The organism is Streptomyces sp. MK7 (assembly GCF_032658145.1).
GTDB lineage: Bacteria > Actinomycetota > Actinomycetes > Streptomycetales > Streptomycetaceae > Streptomyces > Streptomyces spiralis.
On record NZ_JAVACL010000016.1, the window covers coordinates 63,098 to 80,706 of the forward strand.

Here is a 17,609-nt window from a genome sequence, read left to right on the forward strand (position 1 = left end):
GGAGCAGGTCTTGACCATGACACGGCTGCGGCCGGAGCTGGATCAAATCTCCGACGCATCACACGAAGGAGTGATCGCCGCGTGAGCACGCCCTACCCGTTTACTGCCGTCGTCGGGCAGGACGACCTCCGACTTGCGCTGCTCCTCAATGCGGTGAGCCCGTCAGTCGGCGGAGTTCTTGTGCGCGGTGAAAAGGGCACCGCCAAGAGCACGGCCGTACGCGCCCTGTCGGCGCTGCTGCCCGAGGTGGACGTCGTCCCCGGGTGCCGGTTCTCCTGCGCCCCGGCCGCCCCCGACCCGGGCTGCCCCGACGGCCCGCACGAGCCGGGGCCGGGTGTGCCGCGCCCCGCCCGCATGGTGGAACTCCCCGTCGGCGCCTCCGAGGACCGGCTGGTCGGCGCCCTCGACATCGAGCGGGCGCTCTCCGAGGGCGTCAAGGCGTTCGAACCGGGACTCCTCGCCGACGCCCACCGCGGCATCCTCTACGTCGACGAGGTCAACCTGCTCCACGACCACCTGGTCGACCTGCTGCTGGACGCGGCCGCGATGGGCGCCTCGTACGTCGAGCGCGAGGGCGTCTCCGTGCGGCACGCCGCCCGGTTCCTGCTGGTGGGGACCATGAATCCCGAGGAGGGCGAGCTCAGGCCGCAGTTGCTGGACCGGTTCGGGCTGACCGTGGAGGTCGCGGCCTCGCGGGAGCCGGAGCAGCGGGTGGAGGTCGTGCGCAGGCGGCTCGCCTACGACGACGATCCGGCCGTCTTCACCGCCCGCTGGGCGCAGGAGGAGGCGGCCGTGCGGGCCCGGATCGTGGCGGCCCGCACGCTGTTGCCGTCCGTGCGGCTCGGGGACGGGGCGCTGCGGCAGATCGCCGCCACGTGCGCGGCGTTCGAGGTCGACGGCATGCGCGCCGACATCGTGATGGCGCGTACGGCGACGGCGCTGGCGGCCTGGGCGGGGCGGACCGACGTGCTCGCCGAGGACGTGCGGCAGGCCGCGCTGCTGGCCCTCCCGCACCGGCGGCGGCGCAACCCCTTCGACGCGCCGGGGCTGGACGAGGACAAACTCGACGAGACCCTGCGGGAGTTCGGCGGGTCCGAGGACGACGATCCGGATCCGGATCCGGGACCGGACGGCCCCGGCGGGGACGGCGGGGACGGCGGGGACGGCGGGGACGGCGGGGACGGCGGGGACGGCGGGGGCGGCGGGCAGCCGCCGCAGGCCGACGGCCCGCCGTACGGGTCGGGCGCCCGGACCGAGGCCGGCGAGGGCGGCGAGCCGCAGACGTCCGGCGCCGGTGCGGGCGAGCAGGCTCCCGCGCGGGCCGCCGAGCCCTTCCGCACCAAGGTGCTGAGCGTGCCCGGCATCGGCGAGGGTGCCGCGGGGCGCCGTTCCCGGGCGCGCACCGAGCAGGGGCGGACCACCGGGGCCCGGCGACCGCGGGGGACGCTGAACAAGCTGCACCTGGCCGCGACCGTGCGGGCCGCCGCCCCGCATCAGCGGGCGCGGGGCCGCACGGGACCTGGGCTTCTCCTGCGCCGGGACGATCTCAGGCAGGCGGTACGGGAAGGCCACGAATCCAATCTCGTGCTGTTCGTGGTCGACGCATCCGGGTCGATGGCGGCGCGGCAGCGGATGGGCGCCGTGAAGGGTGCCGTGCTGTCGCTGCTGCTGGACGCCTATCAGCGGCGGGACAAGGTGGGACTGGTGAGCTTCCGGGGGTCCGGTGCCGAGGTCGCGCTGCCGCCGACCTCCTCCGTGGACGCCGCCGCCGTGCGCCTGGAGTCGCTGCCGACCGGTGGCCGTACGCCGCTGGCGGCCGGACTGCTGAAGGCGCACGACGTGCTGCGGGTGGAGCGGTTGCGGGACCCGGTGCGGCGGGCGCTGCTCGTGGTGGTGACCGACGGGCGGGCCACGGGTGGTCCGGAGCCGGTGGCGCTGGCGGGGCGGGCCGCGCGCCTGTTGGCGTCCGAGAGTGTCGCGTCCGTGGTCGTGGACTGCGAGTCGGGGCCGGTGCGGCTGGGGCTCGCCGGACAGCTCGCCGGTGAGCTGGGCGGTACGGCCGTCACGCTCGACGAGCTGCGGGCCGACGCGATCGCCGGGCTGGTCAGGGACGTTCAGGGCAACAGGAGGGCCGCGTAATGCCACAGGGGCAGCCGAGTGTCGTGCCGGACGACGGGCTGACGACACGTCAGCGGCGCAATCGGCCGCTCGTGGTCGTGCACACCGGCGTCGGCAAGGGCAAGTCCACCGCCGCCTTCGGGCTGGCGCTGCGCGCCTGGAACCAGGGCTGGCCGATCGGGGTGTTCCAGTTCGTCAAGTCGGCGAAGTGGCGGGTCGGCGAGGAGCGGGCGCTGCGCGTGCTCGGCGACTCCGGCGAGGGCGGGAGCGTCGCCTGGCACAAGATGGGCGAGGGCTGGTCGTGGGTCCAGCGGGATGCCCAGATGGACAACGAGGCCAAGGCCCGCGAGGGCTGGGAGCAGGTCAAGCGGGACCTGGCGGCCGAGACGTACCGGCTGTACGTGCTGGACGAGTTCGCGTACCCGATGCACTGGGGGTGGGTCGACACCGACGAGGTCGTCGACGTGCTGCGCGACCGGCCGGGCACCCAGCATGTGGTGATCACCGGGCGGAACGCCCCGGAGAGGCTCGTCGGCTTCGCCGACCTCGTCACCGACATGTCCAAGGTCAAGCACCCCATGGACGTCGGGCAGAAGGGTCAGAGGGGCATCGAGTGGTGAGTTCCCCGTCCGTGCCCCGGCTGGTCGTCGCCGCGCCGGCCTCCGGCAGCGGCAAGACCACCGTCGCCACGGGGCTGATGGCCGCCCTGGCCGGGCGGGGACTGTCCGTGTCCCCGCACAAGGTCGGGCCGGACTACATCGATCCCGGGTACCACGCGCTCGCCACCGGGCGCGTGGGGCGCAACCTGGACGCCTACCTGTGCGGGCCCGAGCTGGTCGGGCCGCTGTTCCTGCACGGGGCGCGCGGGTGCGACATCGCGGTCGTCGAGGGCGTGATGGGGTTGTACGACGGGGCGGCGGGCGAGGGTGAGCTGGCGTCCACGGCGCAGGTGGCGAAGCTGCTGCGGGCCCCCGTCGTGCTCGTCGTGGACGCGTCCTCGCAGTCGCGGTCGGTGGCCGCGCTGGTGCACGGGTTCGTGACATGGGATCCGGAGGTGCGGGTCGGAGGGGTGATCCTCAACAAGGTCGCCTCGGATCGGCACGAGGTGCTGTTGCGGGAGGCGCTGGACTCGGTCGGGGTGCCTGTGCTCGGGGTGCTGCGGCGGGCGCCGCAGGTCGACACGCCGTCGCGGCATCTCGGGCTGGTGCCGGTCGCCGAGCGGCGGGCGGCGGCCGTGGAGGCGGTCGCGGCGATGGGGGCGCAGGTCTCGGACGGTTGTGACCTGGACGCGCTGGTGGCGCTGGCGCGGAGCGCGGGTGCGTTGCCGGGTGCGGCCTGGGACGCGGCCGAGGCCGTGGCCGGATCGCCCCAGGACGGGACGGTGGTCGCCGTCGCCGGCGGAGAGGCGTTCACGTTCTCCTACGCCGAGCACGCCGAGCTGTTGCGTGCCGCCGGCGCCGGCGTCGTCCCCTTCGATCCGCTCCGCGACGAGCGACTGCCCGAGGGGACGCGCGGGATCGTGATCGGCGGCGGGTTCCCCGAGGTGTACGCCGCCGAGCTGTCCGCCAACGAACCTCTCCGCAAGGCCGTCGCCGAGCTCGCGCTGAGCGGTGCTCCCGTCGCCGCCGAGTGCGCCGGGCTGCTGTATCTGTGCCGGGAGCTGGACGGCCGCCCCATGTGCGGCGTGCTCGACGCCACCGCACGCATGACTGAACGGCTGACCCTCGGCTACCGGGACGCGGTGGCCGTCGGGGACAGTGCGCTGGCCGCCGCCGGGACGCGGATGCGGGGGCACGAGTTCCATCGCACGGTCCTCGAGCCCGGCGCCGGAGCGGCTCCCGCCTGGGGGCTGAGGGCTCCCGTGCGGCGGGTCGAGGGTTTCGTACAGCAGGGCGTGCACGCGAGTTATCTGCACACGCACTGGGCCGCCGCGCCCGGTGTCGCCCGTCGGTTCGTGGAGAGGTGCCGGACGTCATGAGCAGCAGGCTGATCGGGGTCGGGGTCGGTCCGGGCGATCCGGAGCTGGTGACCGTCAAGGGCGTGGGCGCGCTGCGCGCGGCCGATGTCGTCGTCGTCCCCGTGATGGACACCGGGGAGCGGGGACGAGCCGAGGCGACCGTGCTGCACTACGTGCCCGAGGAGAAGGTCGTCCGGGTGGTGTTCGCGCTGAACGAGCGGTCCGACCGGGCGCGCCGGGAGGCCGCGTGGGACGCGGCGGGCGAGCGGGTCGCCGGGCTGCTGAGGGAGCACGGCTCGGTCGCCTTCGCCACCATCGGCGACCCCAACGTGTACTCGACGTTCACGTATCTCGCGCAGACCGTCGCCGGTCTGGTGCCCGGCGTGGTCGTGGAGACCGTGCCCGGCATCACCGCCATGCAGGATCTGGCGGCGCGGTCCGGGGCCGTGCTCACCGAGGGCACCGAGCCGTTGACGCTGGTGCCGGTGACCGCCGGGTCCGCCGTGCTGAAGGAGGCGCTGGCCGGGCCGGGGACGGTCGTGGCGTACAAGTTCGGGCGGCAGGCCGCCGAGGTCGCCGAGGTGCTGAGGGAGACCGGGCGGCTCGGGGACGCCGTGTGGGGGTCGGCCCTCGGGCTGCCCGAGGAGTCGGTGCGTCCGGCCGCCGAGCTGGACGGGGCGCCGTTGCCGTATCTGTCGACGCTGATCGCGCCGCCCCGGCGGGACGGCGGGCGGGGCGGGAAGCTGTGACTCCGGGCACGCGGTCATCCGGAGATGCCGACCACCAGCCAGATGAACGCGGCGCCGGCCACCGTGCACAGCAGGGTGGAGCGGGCCGGGTGCTCATGGTGGGCCTCGGGCAGGATCTCGGCGGCGGCGAGGTACAGCAGCGCACCGCCGAACAGGCCGAGATAGCCGCCGAGGACCGGCTCCGGGATGGTGAGGAACGCCGAGGCGGCCGCTCCGGCGAGGGGTGCGACGGCGTCCGCGAACAGCATCGCGAGAGCCTTGCGGCGGGCGTTGCCGTACAGGCTGGTGAGGGTGAAGGTGTTGAAGCCGTCGGCGAAGTCGTGTGCGATCACGGCGAGTGCCACGGCCGCGCCCATGCCGCCGCCCACCTGGAAGGCCGCGCCGATCGCCAGGCCGTCCATCGCGCTGTGGCCGACCATCGCCGCGGCGGCCGTCAGGCCCACCTCGGGCGCGCGACGGTGATCATGCTCCTCGCCGCCGTGCGCGGCCTGCCGTGCGGCCAGCAGCCGCTCGACCAGGTGGGCCATCAGGAAGCCGGCCACGAACAGCAGCAGGGCCGCGGGTACGCCGAACACCTCCCGGCGCGCCGCGTGCAGCGCCTCCGGCAGCAGATCCAGGCCGACCACGCCCAGCATCAGGCCGCCCGCCAGTCCGAGGACCAGGTGGCGACGGTCGGTCACCCGCTGTGCCGTCCAGCCGCCGGCCAGCGTCATCAGGAACGCGCCGAGCGCGACGAAGACCGCCATGTGCCCTTGCTATCCGATCGACCCCCGATCGCGCACATCCGGCCGTCTTCACACCCCCACACACCGTGACATTCCGTACGAGAGGATCCGACCTCATGGCCGATGCCCCCACCGGCAAGGTGACCTTCGTCGGTGCCGGCCCCGGCGCCGCCGACCTGCTGACGTTCCGTGCCGCGCGCGCGATCGCCGAGGCCGACGTCGTGATCTGGGCGGCCAGCCTGGTCCAGGCGGAGGTCCTCGAACACGCGCGTGAGGGCGCGGAGATCCTGGACTCGGCGGCCATGTCCCTGGAGGACGTCGTCGCCGTGTACGAGCGGGCCCGTGCCGAGGGCCTGAAGGTGGCCCGCATCCACTCCGGCGACCCGGCGCTGTGGGGCGGCACGCAGGAGCAGCTCGACCGGTGCGCGCGCATCGGGATCGCCACCGAGGTCGTGCCCGGTGTGTCGTCCTTCTCCGCCGTGGCCGCGCTCGCGCAGCGCGAGCTGACCATTCCCGAGGTGGCGCAGTCGGTCGTGCTGACCCGGCTGGGCGGCGGCAAGACGCCGATGCCGCCCGGCGAGGAGGTGCGCGAGTTCGCCCGGCACGGCACCACGATGGCGGTCTTCCTGTCAGCGGCGCGCAGCGGGCAGCTGGTGCGGGAGCTGCTGGAGGGCGGCTATCCGACGTCCACGCCGGTCGTCGTGGCGTACCAGGCGACCTGGCCGGAGGAACTGGTCGTGAAGTGCACGATCGGGACGCTGGAGGAGACGGTCAAGGAGCACAGGCTCTGGAAGCACACCCTCTTCCTGGTCGGCCCGGCGCTGGACGCGCACGGCACCCGCTCGCACCTGTACCACCCCGGCCACTTCCACGGCTACCGCAAGGCCGACCCCGAGGCCCGCAAGGCCCTGCGCGCCCGGGGTGCGAGCACATGACCTCGAGGATCACGGTCGTCGGTACGGGCACGGGCGCGGCGTACGACGGTGAGGTGCTGCGCGGCGCCGAGCTCGTCGTGGGCGGACGGCGGCACCTGGACGCCGCACTGCTCCCTCGGACCGCCGAGCGGGTGGTGCTGGGGCCGCTGGCGCCGGCGCTCGACGTCATCGAGGAGTACGCCGGCAAGGAGCGGCGCGTGGTCGTGCTGGCCTCCGGCGACCCCGGCTTCTTCGGGATCGTGCGGGCGCTGGCCGAGCGGTTCGGGTCCGGGAGGCTGGACGTCCGTCCGGGTGTCTCCTCCGTCGCCGCCGCCTTCGCGCGGCTGGGGCTGCCCTGGGACGACGCCGTGGTCGTCAGCGCGCACGGCAGGGAGCTGCGCACGGCCGTCAACGTCTGCCGGGTCCGGCCGAAGGTCGCCGTGCTGACCGGGCCGGGGGCCGGGCCCGCCGAGCTGGGGGCCGCGCTGGCCGGTACCTGCGGCGACCGGGTGCTGGTCGTGGCGAGCGCGCTCGGCGATCCGGAGCGGGAACGCGTGGAGCGGGTGACGCCCGCGGAGGCCGCCGCCCGCGACTGGGGGCCGGCGGTGAGCGTGGTGGTCTGCCTGGACGAGGGGCGGGCGCTGGGGGCGGTGCGTACGGTCGCCGGGGTTCCAGGCCGTTCCGGCGGATGGGCGCTGGACGAGGGCGCGTTCGCGCACCGCGACTCGATGATCACCAAGTTCGAGGTGCGGGCGCTGGCCCTGGCCCGGCTCGGGCCGCACCTCGGCGACCTGGTGTGGGACGTGGGCGCCGGGTCGGGGTCGGTGGCCGTGGAGTGCGCGCGGCTCGGCGCGGCCGTCGTCGCCGTCGAGAAGACGGCGGACGGGGCGGAGCGCGTCCGCGCGAACGCGCGGGCCCACGGCGTGGACGTGCGTGTGGTGCGGGGCGCGGCGCCCTCCGCCCTGGACGGGCTGGAGGACCCCGACGCGGTGTTCGTCGGCGGCGGGGGCGCGGACCTGCCCGCGATCGTCGGCGCGTGCGCGCGGCGGGCGCGGCGGACCGTGGTCGTCGCCATGGCCGCGCTGGACCGGGTGCCGGCGGCGCGGGCGGCGCTCACGTCCGCCGGGTTCGTGTGCGACGGCGTGCTGCTCCAGTCGTCGCGGCTGGCGCCGCTGCCGGGGGACGTGACCCGGCTGGCGGCCACCAATCCCGTGTTTCTGCTCTGGGGCATCAGAACCCCGGTTTCCGACGAAGGAGTTGACCAGTGATCGGCCTGATTTCCGCCACCGCGGCGGGGGCGGCGGCGCGGGACCGGCTGGCCGCGGCGTGGCCGGACCGCACCCGGGTGTACGAGGGTCCCGTCAGGGAGGCCGTACGGGCCGCGTTCGCGGAGTGCGAGCAGCTGGTGTGCTTCCTGGCGACGGGTGCGGTGGTGCGGCTGATCGCGCCGCTGCTCGGCGACAAGACGGCCGACCCGGGTGTGGTGTGTGTGGACGAGGGCGGCCGGTTCGCGGTGTCGCTGGTCGGCGGGCACGGCGGCGGCGCCAACGGACTCGCCCGCGAGGTGGGCGAGTTGCTGGGCGCCGAGCCGGTGTTGACGACGGCGACGGACGCCGTGGGGCTGCCGGGTCTCGACACGCTCGGGTTCCCGTACGAGGGATCGGTGGCCGCGGTGTCTCGGGCCCTGCTGGACGGCGAACCGGTGGCGTTGGAGGCCGAGGTGCCGTGGCCGCTGCCGCCGCTGCCGGCCTCGGCGCAGGGGTCGTACACCGTCCGGCTGACGGACCGGGCCGTCGAACCGGGTGAGCGGGAGGTGATCCTCCGGCCGCCGTCCCTGGTCGTCGGGGTGGGGGCGTCCAAGGGAGCGCCGGTCGAGGAGGTGCTCGGGCTGGTCGAGGACGCGCTCCGGGAGGCGGGGCTGTCGGTGAGGTCGGTGGCCGAACTCGCCACCGTGGACGCCAAGTCGCAGGAGCCGGGCATCGTGACCGCCGCCGAGCGGCTGGGGGTGCCCCTGGTGACGTATCCGGCCGGGGAACTGGCGGCCGTCGAGGTGCCCAACCCGTCCGGCGCGCCGCTCGCGGCCGTCGGCACCCCTTCCGTGGCGGAGGCGGCGGCGCTGGCGCGCGGCGGTGAACTCCTCGTGCCCAAGCGGAAGTCCGAGCGTGCCGACGGGCTGCCGGCCATGGCGACCTGCGCCGTGGCGCGGCGTCCGGGGCGCGGCAGGCTCGCGGTCGTCGGACTCGGTCCCGGCGCCCGGGACCTGCTGACCCCGCGCGCGGCCGGTGAGCTGCGGCGCGCCTCCGTGCTCGTGGGGCTCGACCAGTACGTCGACCAGATCCGCGACCTGCTGCGCCCGGGCACCCGGATCCTGGAGTCGGGCCTCGGAGCCGAGGAGGAACGGGCGCGCACGGCGGTCGCCGAGGCCCGGCGCGGGCACGCGGTCGCGCTGATCGGCAGCGGCGACGCGGGCGTCTACGCCATGGCCTCGCCCGCGCTCGCCGAGGCGTCGGACGACATCGACGTGGTCGGTGTGCCCGGCGTGACGGCGGCGCTGGCGGCCGGGGCGATCCTCGGTGCGCCGCTCGGGCACGACCACGTGTCGATCAGCCTCTCCGACCTGCACACGCCGTGGGAGGTCATCGAGCGGCGGGTGCGGGCCGCGGCCGAGGCCGACATCGTGGTGACCTTCTACAACCCCCGCTCCCGGGGCCGGGACTGGCAGCTGCCGAAGGCGCTCGCCGTCCTCGCCGAGCACCGGGAGCCGGCGACGCCGGTCGGCGTCGTACGCAACGCGTCCCGTCCGGACGAGTCGAGCCGTGTGACGACGCTGGCCGGGCTGGACCCGGCGACGGTCGACATGATGACGGTCGTGACCGTGGGCAACACCGCGACCCGGAACATCGCGGGGCGCATGGTGACCCCGCGGGGCTACCGCTGGCAGGAGCGCGCGCGCACGCAGGAGGGCACCCAGTGAACCGTGTGGTCCACCCCATCGAGCAGGAGTCCTTCCGGCGGCTGCGGGCCCGGCTGGACACCTCGCGCCTCCCGCCGCTGACCCGGTCGGTGGTGGAGCGGGTCGTCCACTCCTCCGCCGACCTGGAGTACGCCGGCGATCTCGTCATGGACGAGGGCGAGCTGGCCAGGGCGCATGCGGCGCTGCACGCCGGAGCGCCGGTCGTCGTGGACGTGGAGATGGTCGCGGCCGGTATCACCCGGCGGGAGACCGTGTGCCGGCTGAAGGACGCCGGGTCCGGCACCGGACTGACCCGTTCGGCCCATGCGATACGGCTGGCGTACGAGGAGGTCGGGCCGGGCGCCCTGTGGGTGATCGGCTGTGCGCCGACCGCCCTGGAGGAGCTGCTGGCGCTGGACGTCTCGCCCGCGCTCGTCATCGGCCTGCCCGTCGGCTTCGTCGGGGCCGCCGAGTCCAAGGCCGCGTTGCGTGCCAGCGGGCTGCCCGCCGTGAGCAACGTGTCCGAGAAGGGCGGTTCGGCGGTCGCCGCCGCCGCGCTCAACGCCCTGCTGTACCACCCCGTTTCACACTCCGAGGAGCAATCGTGACCACCCCGCCGCCCGCCCTGCTCATCGCCGGTCATGGCACCCGGGACGACGCCGGGGCCGAGGCGTTCCGCGACTTCGTCCGGCAGTTGCAGCTCCGCCTGACCGACGTGCCCGTCGCCGGCGGCTTCATCGAGTTGTCCCCGCCGCCACTGGGCGACGCCGTCGCCGGAATGGTGGCGCGGGGTGTACGGCGGTTCGCGGCCGTCCCGCTGATGCTGGTGTCCGCCGGGCACGCCAAGGGCGACATCCCGGCGGCGCTGGCCCGTGAGAAGGAACGGCACCCGGGGATCTCGTACACCTACGGCCGTCCGCTGGGCCCGCATCCCGCGCTGCTGGGGGTCCTGGAGCGGCGGCTCGAGGAGGCGCTGGAGGGCACGGACGCGGACCGGTCGGACGTGACCGTGCTGCTCGTCGGGCGCGGCTCGACCGATCCCGACGCCAACGCCGAGGTGTTGAAGGCGGCGCGGCTGCTGTGGGAGGGACGCGGATACGCGGGCGTGGAGACGGCGTTCGTGTCGCTGGCGGCGCCGGACGTGCCGAGCGGTTTGGAGCGGTGTGCGCGGCTGGGCGCGAAGCGGATCGTCGTCCTGCCGTACTTCCTGTTCACCGGGATCCTGCCGGACCGGGTGCGGCAGCAGACGCGGGAGTGGGCGGCGGCGCACCCGGAGGTCGAGGTGCGGTCCGCGGCCGTCATCGGTCCCGAGCCGGAGCTGCTGGATCTGGTGCTGGAGCGGTACGAGGAGGCGGTGAAGGGCGATCTGCGGATGAACTGCGACTCGTGCGTGTACCGCATCGCGCTGCCGGGCTTCGAGGACAAGGTGGGGCTGCCGCAGCAGCCGCACTTCCATCCGGACGACGACGGCCACGGGCACCACCATCACGGAGGGCACGCTCACTCGCATGCGCACTGAGGGCTCCTTCGGGGACGCACACGACGGTCACGACCTGCGGCACCACGGGGACGCGGAGGTACGGGACGAAGGTGCGACGCTGGTCGACCTCGCGGTGAACGTCCGCGCGGACACTCCGCCGGCCTGGCTGCGGGACCGGATCGCCGACTCGCTCGCCGGTCTGGCCGCCTACCCGGACGGCCGGATCGCACGGGCCGCGGTGGCGGCACGGCACGGGCTGCCGGTGGAGCGGGTGCTGCTGACGGCGGGGGCGGCGGAGGCGTTCGTGCTGCTGGCGCGCGCCCTGAAGGTACGGCGGCCGGTCGTCGTCCATCCGCAGTTCACGGAGCCGGAGGCGGCGCTGCGGGCCGCGGGCCACACCGTGGACCGGGTGCTGCTCCGCGCGGAGGACGGCTTCCGCCTCGACCCGGCGGCCGTCCCCGAGGACGCGGACCTGGTCGTGATCGGCAACCCGACGAACCCGACGTCGGTACTGCACCCGGCGGCCGCGATCGCCCGCCTGGCCCGCCCCGGGCGGGTGCTGGTCGTGGACGAGGCCTTCATGGACGCCGTCCCTGGCGAGCGGGAGGCGCTGGCCGGCCGCACGGACGTGCCCGGGCTGGTGGTGCTGCGCAGCCTGACCAAGACCTGGGGGCTGGCCGGTCTGCGGATCGGCTACGTCCTGTCCGACCCGGAGACCGTCGCCGAACTGGAGCGCGCCCAGCCGCTGTGGCCGGTGTCCACCCCGGCGCTCGCGGCGGCGCAGGCGTGCGTGGAACCACGCGCACTGGCCGAGGCGGAAGCGGCGGCCCACCGCATCGCGGCGGACCGGGCCCACCTGGTGGCGGGCCTGGGGGCGTTGGGGGCGCACGGGGTCCGGGTGGTGGAGCCGGCCGAGGGCCCCTTCGTGCTGGTGCGGTTGCCGGGCGCCGCGGAGGTACGCCACCGGCTGCGCGAGCGCGGGTACGCGGTGCGGCGCGGGGACACGTTTCCCGGGCTGGGGGCGGAGTGGCTACGAGTCGCGGTGCGGGGCCTGGGGGTGGCGGACGGGTTCTTGGTGGCGTTGGGGGGTGCGTTGCGCTCCGTGTAGGGGGCCGGGCAGCGGTGCGGCCTGGAGCGGGCTGCCAGAGGTTCCATCGCCAGTGGACCGCGTCACCTTGGAAGATCGAGAACCGGGCGTACACGCCCGCTGCACGGCTGGCGCGCGCCGTCACTGACGTGCGCCACCTGCCATCGTCCCGCCCGCCCGGTGGCTCAGTCCCTCCCCTTGCGCCTGCGGGCGAACGCCACCGCTCCCCCGCCCGCTGCCAGCAGCACGGCCGAGCCGCCTGCCAGGTATGGGGTCAGGGAGCTGCCTCCTGTTTCCGCGAGGTCCTGCTTCGCGGCGGGGGCGGCCTGGGGTTTCGTGTCGGGGGTGGGGGGTGTGGAGGGCGCCGACGGCTCCTCGGCGGGTGTCGGGGACTCGCACGTCGTCCTGGCGAGGGTCAACGTGCCCTCCACCTCGGCGACGTTGAGCTTCAGCGGGTTGACGGAGACCTTCAGCCGGAGGGCCGTCGCCGCGGCCGTGCGGGAGGTGGTCTCGCGCTGGGAGAGGTCCAGGCGGACCCCTCCGACGCCGGGGACCTGAACAGCGGTCGTGCCGCCGGAAGTGAGGGTCACCTTCTTGCCGAGCACCGTCACGGCGCCCAGGACGTTGCTCGTCGCCACCGGGGGCTTGCCCGCCTCGCAGGTCGCGCGGGAGGTGACCTGGTCGACCTCGATGAGGGACAGCAGGGGGAGGCCGGGGACGTGGATGCGGGCGTGGGCGAGGGTCACGGTGCCCTCGGCCTTGGCCGCCGAGGTCGTCGCGGCGGACTTCGCCACGTCCGCGCGCAGCACGCTGAACGGCTTTCCGCCGTTCACGCCGTCGAGACGGGCCGTCAGCGCCGTCTGCTCGGCGCTGCGCGGTGCCTGGACCTCGTCGAGGGAGACGGCGAGCGGGACGTTCACCGACTTGTTGAGCAGGGACACGTCGAGGCCGGTGCGCAGCACGGACGCGCTCGCGCGGCCGTGGTCGGCGGTCGCGTGGGCGGAGCCCGCGCCGGCCAGCGTCACCGGGCCGGCGGCCAGGACGGTGGCCGCGGCGGCGGTGGCGCAACGGCGCGCGGGCAGGCGGAAGGTGTGGCCGTTCACGGTGTGGGACCCCCAGAGATGACTGCTTGGGACCCCGAAAGGATTACGCACTGAGAGTGAACGGACAGCGATCCAGCGTGACTTCACTCCATCGTGGGGTTTCCGGCCTGGTTTTCGATTCTTTCGGCACGGGCGTTCCCTGTCGTCCCTCCTCTTCCCCCTTCCGTGCGAAGGCGCTGGTGGACGCCCCGGCGCGCACGACGGGAGTGCGCAACGAGCGGGACCCCCACCGGTCACGTTCCGTCAACCCGGTGCGGCGACAACCGCTGACCGCTGCCGCACGAGCCGCTGACCGGCGCTAGGCGACGATCCTGCCGTTCAGCACCACCTGGCGCGGGCCCGCCAGCACCCGTACGTCCGCGCGCGGGTCCGTCTCGTAGACGACGAGGTCCGCCGGCGCGCCCTCGTCCAGGCCGGGCCGGCCGAGCCACGAGCGTGCCGCCCAGGTCGCCGCGGACAGGGCCTGAAGGGGCGGGATGCCGGCCGTGACCAGTTCCTCGACCTCGCCGGCGACCAGGCCGTGCGGCAGCGCGCCTCCGGCGTCCGTGCCGACGTACACCGGGATGCCCGCGTCGTGGGCGGCGCGGACGGTGTCGTAGCGGCGCTCGTGGAGGCTGCGCATGTGCGCCGACCAGCGCGGGTACTTCGACTCGCCGCCGGCCGCCAGAGCGGGGAAGGTGGCGATGTTGACCAGGGTGGGGACGATCGCGACGCCGCGCTCGGCGAACAGCGGGATCAAGTCCTCCGTCAGGCCCGTGGCGTGTTCGACGCAGTCGATGCCCGCCTCCACGAGGTCGCGCAGGGAGTCCTCGGCGAAGCAGTGCGCGGTGACGCGCGCGCCCAGGCGGTGCGCCTCCGTGATCGCCGCCTCGGCGGCCTCGCGGGGCCAGCAGGCGGACAGGTCGCCGAGGTCGCGGTCGATCCAGTCGCCGACCAGCTTGACCCAGCCGTCGCCGCGCCGGGCCTCCTGGGCGACGTACGCGACCAGGTCCTCGGGCTCGATCTCGTGGGCGTAGTTGCGGATGTAGCGGCGGGTGCGGGCGATGTGCCGGCCCGCCCGGATGATCTTCGGCAGGTCGTCGCGCTCGTCGATCCAGCGGGTGTCCGAGGGGGAGCCGGCGTCGCGGATCAGCAGCGTGCCGGCCTCGCGGTCGGTCAGTGCCTGCTTCTCGGAGACGTCGTCCGCGACCGGGCCGTGCGCGTCCAGACCGACGTGGCAGTGGGCGTCGACCAGGCCGGGCAGCGCCCAGCCCGCCACGGTCCGCACGTCCCGGGCACCGATGGGGCACTCGTACGTGATCCGGCCGCCGACCACCCACAGCTCGTCCCGGACCTGGTCCTCGTCGGGGCCGACGAGCACCCGCCCCTTCACGTGCAGCACCGCGCCATCGCTCATGTCCCGCACCCTAATGAGCCACCGCGGGGCCGCGTCCACCCCCTCCCTCCGCCGCCGGCCTGCCTGCCCCTCGGGCATCACCGGGCGGAGGCGGGTGACGGCCGCCGGATACGCTCGAATGCGTCGCCGTCGCCCCCGCGGCGATCGAGAGACGACCGGACCCGGAATCCGGGCCCATCGGACCACCCGGACGGCCCGGAGCACCCGGCGGTCCGGGCCGGATGCCCACGCGTGCCGGGGCCCGCTGCGGCGGCACGATGGCCGAAAGTGGATGTTTGATTCGTCCCAGGTCTCACTCCGACCCCCGCACCTGGCCCGGCGGTCGGGCCGCCCCGCTCCGTCGCCCATCCCGCCCGGACCGGTCCGGCACCCCACCTCACGGAGGTCGAACGGACCGCTTTCCAACGCATTGACGGGGTTACCGGGACATGAATGCAACAAAGTAATTCCGAGAATATGAACCAGGCAGCTTCCCGTCTTCTTCTGCCCCGTTTTCCGGACCCTAAACACATAGATTCCGCGAACACTCAGCGATGCAATTCCAAGGGATTCCGGGAGAGTTACGTCATTGTGACACACCCCATAGTCCTGCCCTTTTTGCCCGGGCACAGATGGACAAAACCCCACATCACGCCAGCCCTACGCGCGAACGCGCGCCCGCGTGATAACACAAGCAGGCGTGTCACGTAAGGGCATCCGACGATGCATTTTTGAATTCGGCTCGGTAAGTTCAATTCGCATGACTGCCGCACAAGCAGACCTGCGAACCGACCGCACGGAAATGCCGGACGCCATCTCCGTCGAGCGTCCCGCCGTCGCCGACGGCGCCGCGCTCTGGCGGCTCGCCAAGGACTCCGGAACGCTGGATGTGAACTCCTCGTACAGCTATCTGCTGTGGTGCCGCGACTTCGCCGCCACCTCCGCGGTGGCGCGCGGCGCCGACGGCGCGCCCGTCGGTTTCGTCACCGGATACGTGCGGCCCGACCGCCCCCGCACCCTCCTGGTGTGGCAGGTCGCCGTCGACGCCGGCCACCGCGGCAAGGGCCTGGCCGCCCGGCTGCTGGACGCGCTGACCGCGCGCGTCGCCGCCGAGCGCGGGCTGACCGCCGTCGAGACCACGATCACCCCGGGCAACATCGCCTCCGAGCGGCTCTTCACCTCCTACGCGGCCCGCCACAACGCCCCGGTCGAGCGCGAGGTCCTGTTCGGGGCCGAGCAGTTCCCGGACGGGCCGCACGACCCCGAGGTCCTGTACCGCATCGGGCCGCTCGCCCTCTGACCTGGCCGGCCTGGCCGACCTGACCGACCGGCCCCGCCTGACCGTCACTCACTTCCCCTTCCGACCTCGACCGACCTCCCCCTCTCCCCACCCGAGGAGCGATTCGTCGTGACCATCACCCAGCCCGACCTGAGCGTCTTCGAGACCCTGGAGTCCGAGGTGCGCAGCTACTGCCGCGGCTGGCCCACCGTGTTCGACCGCGCGCGCGGCAGCCATCTGTACGACGAGGACGGACACGAGTACCTCGACTTCTTCGCGGGCGCCGGTTCGCTCAACTACGGCCACAACAACCCCGTCCTGAAACGGGCGTTGATCGACTACCTGGAGCGCGACGGCGTCACGCACGGGCTCGACATGTCGACCACCGCCAAACGCCAGTTCCTGCAGACGTTCCAGGACCTGGTGCTGCGTCCGCGCGACCTGCCGTACAAGGTCATGTTCCCGGGGCCGACGGGGACGAACGCCGTCGAGTCCGCGCTGAAGCTGGCGCGGAAGGTGAAGGGACGCGAGGCCATCGTGTCGTTCACCAATGCCTTCCACGGGATGTCGCTGGGCTCCCTCGCCGTCACCGGCAACGCCTTCAAGCGGGCCGGCGCCGGTGTTCCGCTGGTGCACGGCACGCCCATGCCGTTCGACAACTACTTCGACGGCCAGGTCCCGGACTTCCTCTGGTTCGAGCGGATCCTGGAGGACCAGGGCTCCGGGCTCAACAAGCCCGCCGCGGTGATCGTCGAGACCGTGCAGGGCGAGGGCGGCATCAACGTGGCACGCCCCGCGTGGCTGCGGGCGCTCGCCGACCTGTGCGCGCGCCAGGACATGCTGCTGATCGTCGACGACATCCAGATGGGCTGCGGGCGCACCGGCGCGTTCTTCTCCTTCGAGGAGGCCGGGATCACGCCGGACGTCGTCACCGTGTCCAAGTCCATCAGCGGATACGGGCTGCCCATGTCGCTGTGTCTGTTCAAGCCCGAGCTGGACATCTGGGAGCCGGGCGAGCACAACGGCACCTTCCGCGGCAACAACCCGGCGTTCGTCACCGCCACGGCCGCCCTGGAGGCCTACTGGGCCGACGGGGCGGCCATGGAGAAGCAGACCCGGACGCGCGGCGAGCAGATCGAGCAGGCGCTGATCTCGATCACCGAGGAGAACCTGGCCGACGTCAAGGAGTACCGCGGCCGCGGCCTGGTGTGGGGCATGGAGTTCCACGACAAGGCGCGTGCCTCGCGGGTCGCCCGGCGCGCCTTCGAACTCGGTCTGCTCGTCGAGACGTCGGGTCCGGAGAGCGAGGTCGTCAAACTCCTGCCGGCCCTCACCATCACCCCGGACGAGCTGGACGAGGGCCTGCGCAGCCTCGCCCGCGCCGTGCGGGAAACCGTCTGACCCTTTCACCTGTCCGAACCCCCCACCTGTCCGAACCCCCACCTAGGAGGCATCGCAACACCGTGATCGTCCGTTCGTTCAAGGAGATCGAAGGCACCGACCGGCATGTGAAGGCGGCATCCGGCACCTGGGAGAGCAAGCGGATCGTCCTCGCCAAGGAGAAGGTCGGCTTCTCCGTGCACGAGACGATCCTGTACGCGGGCACGGAGACCGACATGTGGTACGCGAACCACATCGAGGCCGTCGTCTGCACGAAGGGCGAGGCGGAGCTGACCGACCGCGAGACCGGGAAGACGTACCACATCACGCCCGGCACGATGTACCTCCTGAACGGCCACGAGCGGCACACGCTCAAGGTCAAGGAGGACTTCCACTGCATCTGCGTCTTCAACCCGCCCGTGACCGGCCGCGAGGACCACGACGAGAACGGCGTCTACCCGCTGCTCACCGAGCCCGAGGAGGTGTGAA

General features: G+C 73.6%; 16 protein-coding genes. 13 read left to right on the forward strand and 3 right to left on the reverse strand.

The window, feature by feature from the left end; all coding sequences use genetic code 11:
* Positions 1–81 precede the first annotated feature (81 nt).
* Genes R2S09_RS19255 through cobI form a run of 4 tightly spaced genes read left to right on the forward strand, consistent with a single transcriptional unit; the run spans position 82 to position 4,824 of the window.
* Positions 82–2,139, forward strand: a complete 2,058-nt coding sequence (locus tag R2S09_RS19255) for a putative cobaltochelatase (RefSeq protein WP_316742309.1) — start codon at positions 82–84, stop codon at positions 2,137–2,139.
* Positions 2,139–2,738, forward strand: coding sequence for a cob(I)yrinic acid a,c-diamide adenosyltransferase (cobO, locus tag R2S09_RS19260; RefSeq protein ID WP_306183836.1), 600 nt, complete (start codon positions 2,139–2,141; stop codon positions 2,736–2,738). The genes R2S09_RS19255 and cobO overlap by 1 nt, the downstream gene beginning before the upstream one ends.
* On the forward strand, positions 2,732–4,096 hold the full coding sequence (locus R2S09_RS19265; protein WP_306183835.1) for a cobyrinate a,c-diamide synthase: 1,365 nt from the start codon (positions 2,732–2,734) through the stop codon (positions 4,094–4,096). Before cobO ends, R2S09_RS19265 begins: the two co-directional genes overlap by 7 nt.
* A complete protein-coding gene (gene cobI, locus R2S09_RS19270) occupies positions 4,093–4,824 on the forward strand; it encodes a precorrin-2 C(20)-methyltransferase (protein WP_316742310.1) in 732 nt (243 codons plus the stop codon). Before R2S09_RS19265 ends, cobI begins: the two co-directional genes overlap by 4 nt.
* A gap of 14 nt (positions 4,825–4,838) precedes the next feature.
* Here cobI and R2S09_RS19275 read toward each other — a convergent pair whose 3' ends face one another.
* Positions 4,839–5,570: a ZIP family metal transporter gene (locus R2S09_RS19275; protein WP_306183833.1), complete on the reverse strand. Its 732-nt coding sequence runs from the start codon at positions 5,568–5,570 to the stop codon at positions 4,839–4,841.
* 95 nt (positions 5,571–5,665) lie between these two features.
* On the opposite strand from R2S09_RS19275, the gene cobM reads away from it, so the two are divergent.
* The 6 genes from cobM to cobC are packed head-to-tail and all read left to right on the forward strand — an operon-like array spanning position 5,666 to position 12,004.
* A complete protein-coding gene (gene cobM, locus R2S09_RS19280; protein ID WP_306183831.1) occupies positions 5,666–6,484 on the forward strand; it encodes a precorrin-4 C(11)-methyltransferase in 819 nt (272 codons plus the stop codon).
* Complete coding sequence (cbiE, locus tag R2S09_RS19285) at positions 6,481–7,731, forward strand: precorrin-6y C5,15-methyltransferase (decarboxylating) subunit CbiE (protein ID WP_316742311.1); 1,251 nt, start codon at positions 6,481–6,483, stop codon at positions 7,729–7,731. Before cobM ends, cbiE begins: the two co-directional genes overlap by 4 nt.
* The gene (cobJ, locus tag R2S09_RS19290; RefSeq protein WP_316742312.1) at positions 7,728–9,437 is read left to right on the forward strand and encodes a precorrin-3B C(17)-methyltransferase; all 1,710 of its coding nucleotides are present in this window, start codon (positions 7,728–7,730) and stop codon (positions 9,435–9,437) included. Before cbiE ends, cobJ begins: the two co-directional genes overlap by 4 nt.
* Positions 9,434–10,024 (forward strand): precorrin-8X methylmutase, encoded by a 591-nt coding sequence (locus R2S09_RS19295; protein WP_306183826.1) that lies wholly within the window; start codon positions 9,434–9,436, stop codon positions 10,022–10,024. The genes cobJ and R2S09_RS19295 overlap by 4 nt, the downstream gene beginning before the upstream one ends.
* Positions 10,021–10,935, forward strand: coding sequence for a sirohydrochlorin chelatase (locus R2S09_RS19300; RefSeq protein ID WP_316742314.1), 915 nt, complete (start codon positions 10,021–10,023; stop codon positions 10,933–10,935). Before R2S09_RS19295 ends, R2S09_RS19300 begins: the two co-directional genes overlap by 4 nt.
* Positions 10,925–12,004, forward strand: a complete 1,080-nt coding sequence (gene cobC, locus R2S09_RS19305) for an Rv2231c family pyridoxal phosphate-dependent protein CobC (RefSeq protein ID WP_316742316.1) — start codon at positions 10,925–10,927, stop codon at positions 12,002–12,004. The genes R2S09_RS19300 and cobC overlap by 11 nt, the downstream gene beginning before the upstream one ends.
* Before the next feature lie 164 nt (positions 12,005–12,168).
* Here the strand turns inward: cobC and R2S09_RS19310 are convergent, their stop codons facing one another.
* Both R2S09_RS19310 and R2S09_RS19315 read right to left on the reverse strand, forming a co-directional pair.
* Positions 12,169–13,086, reverse strand: coding sequence for an SCO1860 family LAETG-anchored protein (locus R2S09_RS19310; RefSeq protein WP_306183821.1), 918 nt, complete (start codon positions 13,084–13,086; stop codon positions 12,169–12,171).
* Positions 13,087–13,384: 298 nt separating this feature from the next.
* Entirely contained in the window at positions 13,385–14,482 is a 1,098-nt protein-coding gene (locus tag R2S09_RS19315) for an amidohydrolase family protein (protein WP_316742318.1), read from the reverse strand.
* 739 nt (positions 14,483–15,221) lie between these two features.
* On the opposite strand from R2S09_RS19315, the gene ectA reads away from it, so the two are divergent.
* The 3 genes from ectA to R2S09_RS19330 all read left to right on the forward strand — a co-directional run bounded on the left by ectA (position 15,222) and on the right by R2S09_RS19330 (position 17,608).
* Positions 15,222–15,761: a diaminobutyrate acetyltransferase gene (ectA, locus tag R2S09_RS19320; protein ID WP_316742320.1), complete on the forward strand. Its 540-nt coding sequence runs from the start codon at positions 15,222–15,224 to the stop codon at positions 15,759–15,761.
* A gap of 108 nt (positions 15,762–15,869) precedes the next feature.
* The gene (gene ectB, locus R2S09_RS19325) at positions 15,870–17,141 is read left to right on the forward strand and encodes a diaminobutyrate--2-oxoglutarate transaminase (protein ID WP_306183816.1); all 1,272 of its coding nucleotides are present in this window, start codon (positions 15,870–15,872) and stop codon (positions 17,139–17,141) included.
* Positions 17,142–17,203: 62 nt separating this feature from the next.
* Entirely contained in the window at positions 17,204–17,608 is a 405-nt protein-coding gene (locus R2S09_RS19330; protein WP_306183813.1) for an ectoine synthase, read from the forward strand.
* Position 17,609: the final 1 nt, after the last annotated feature.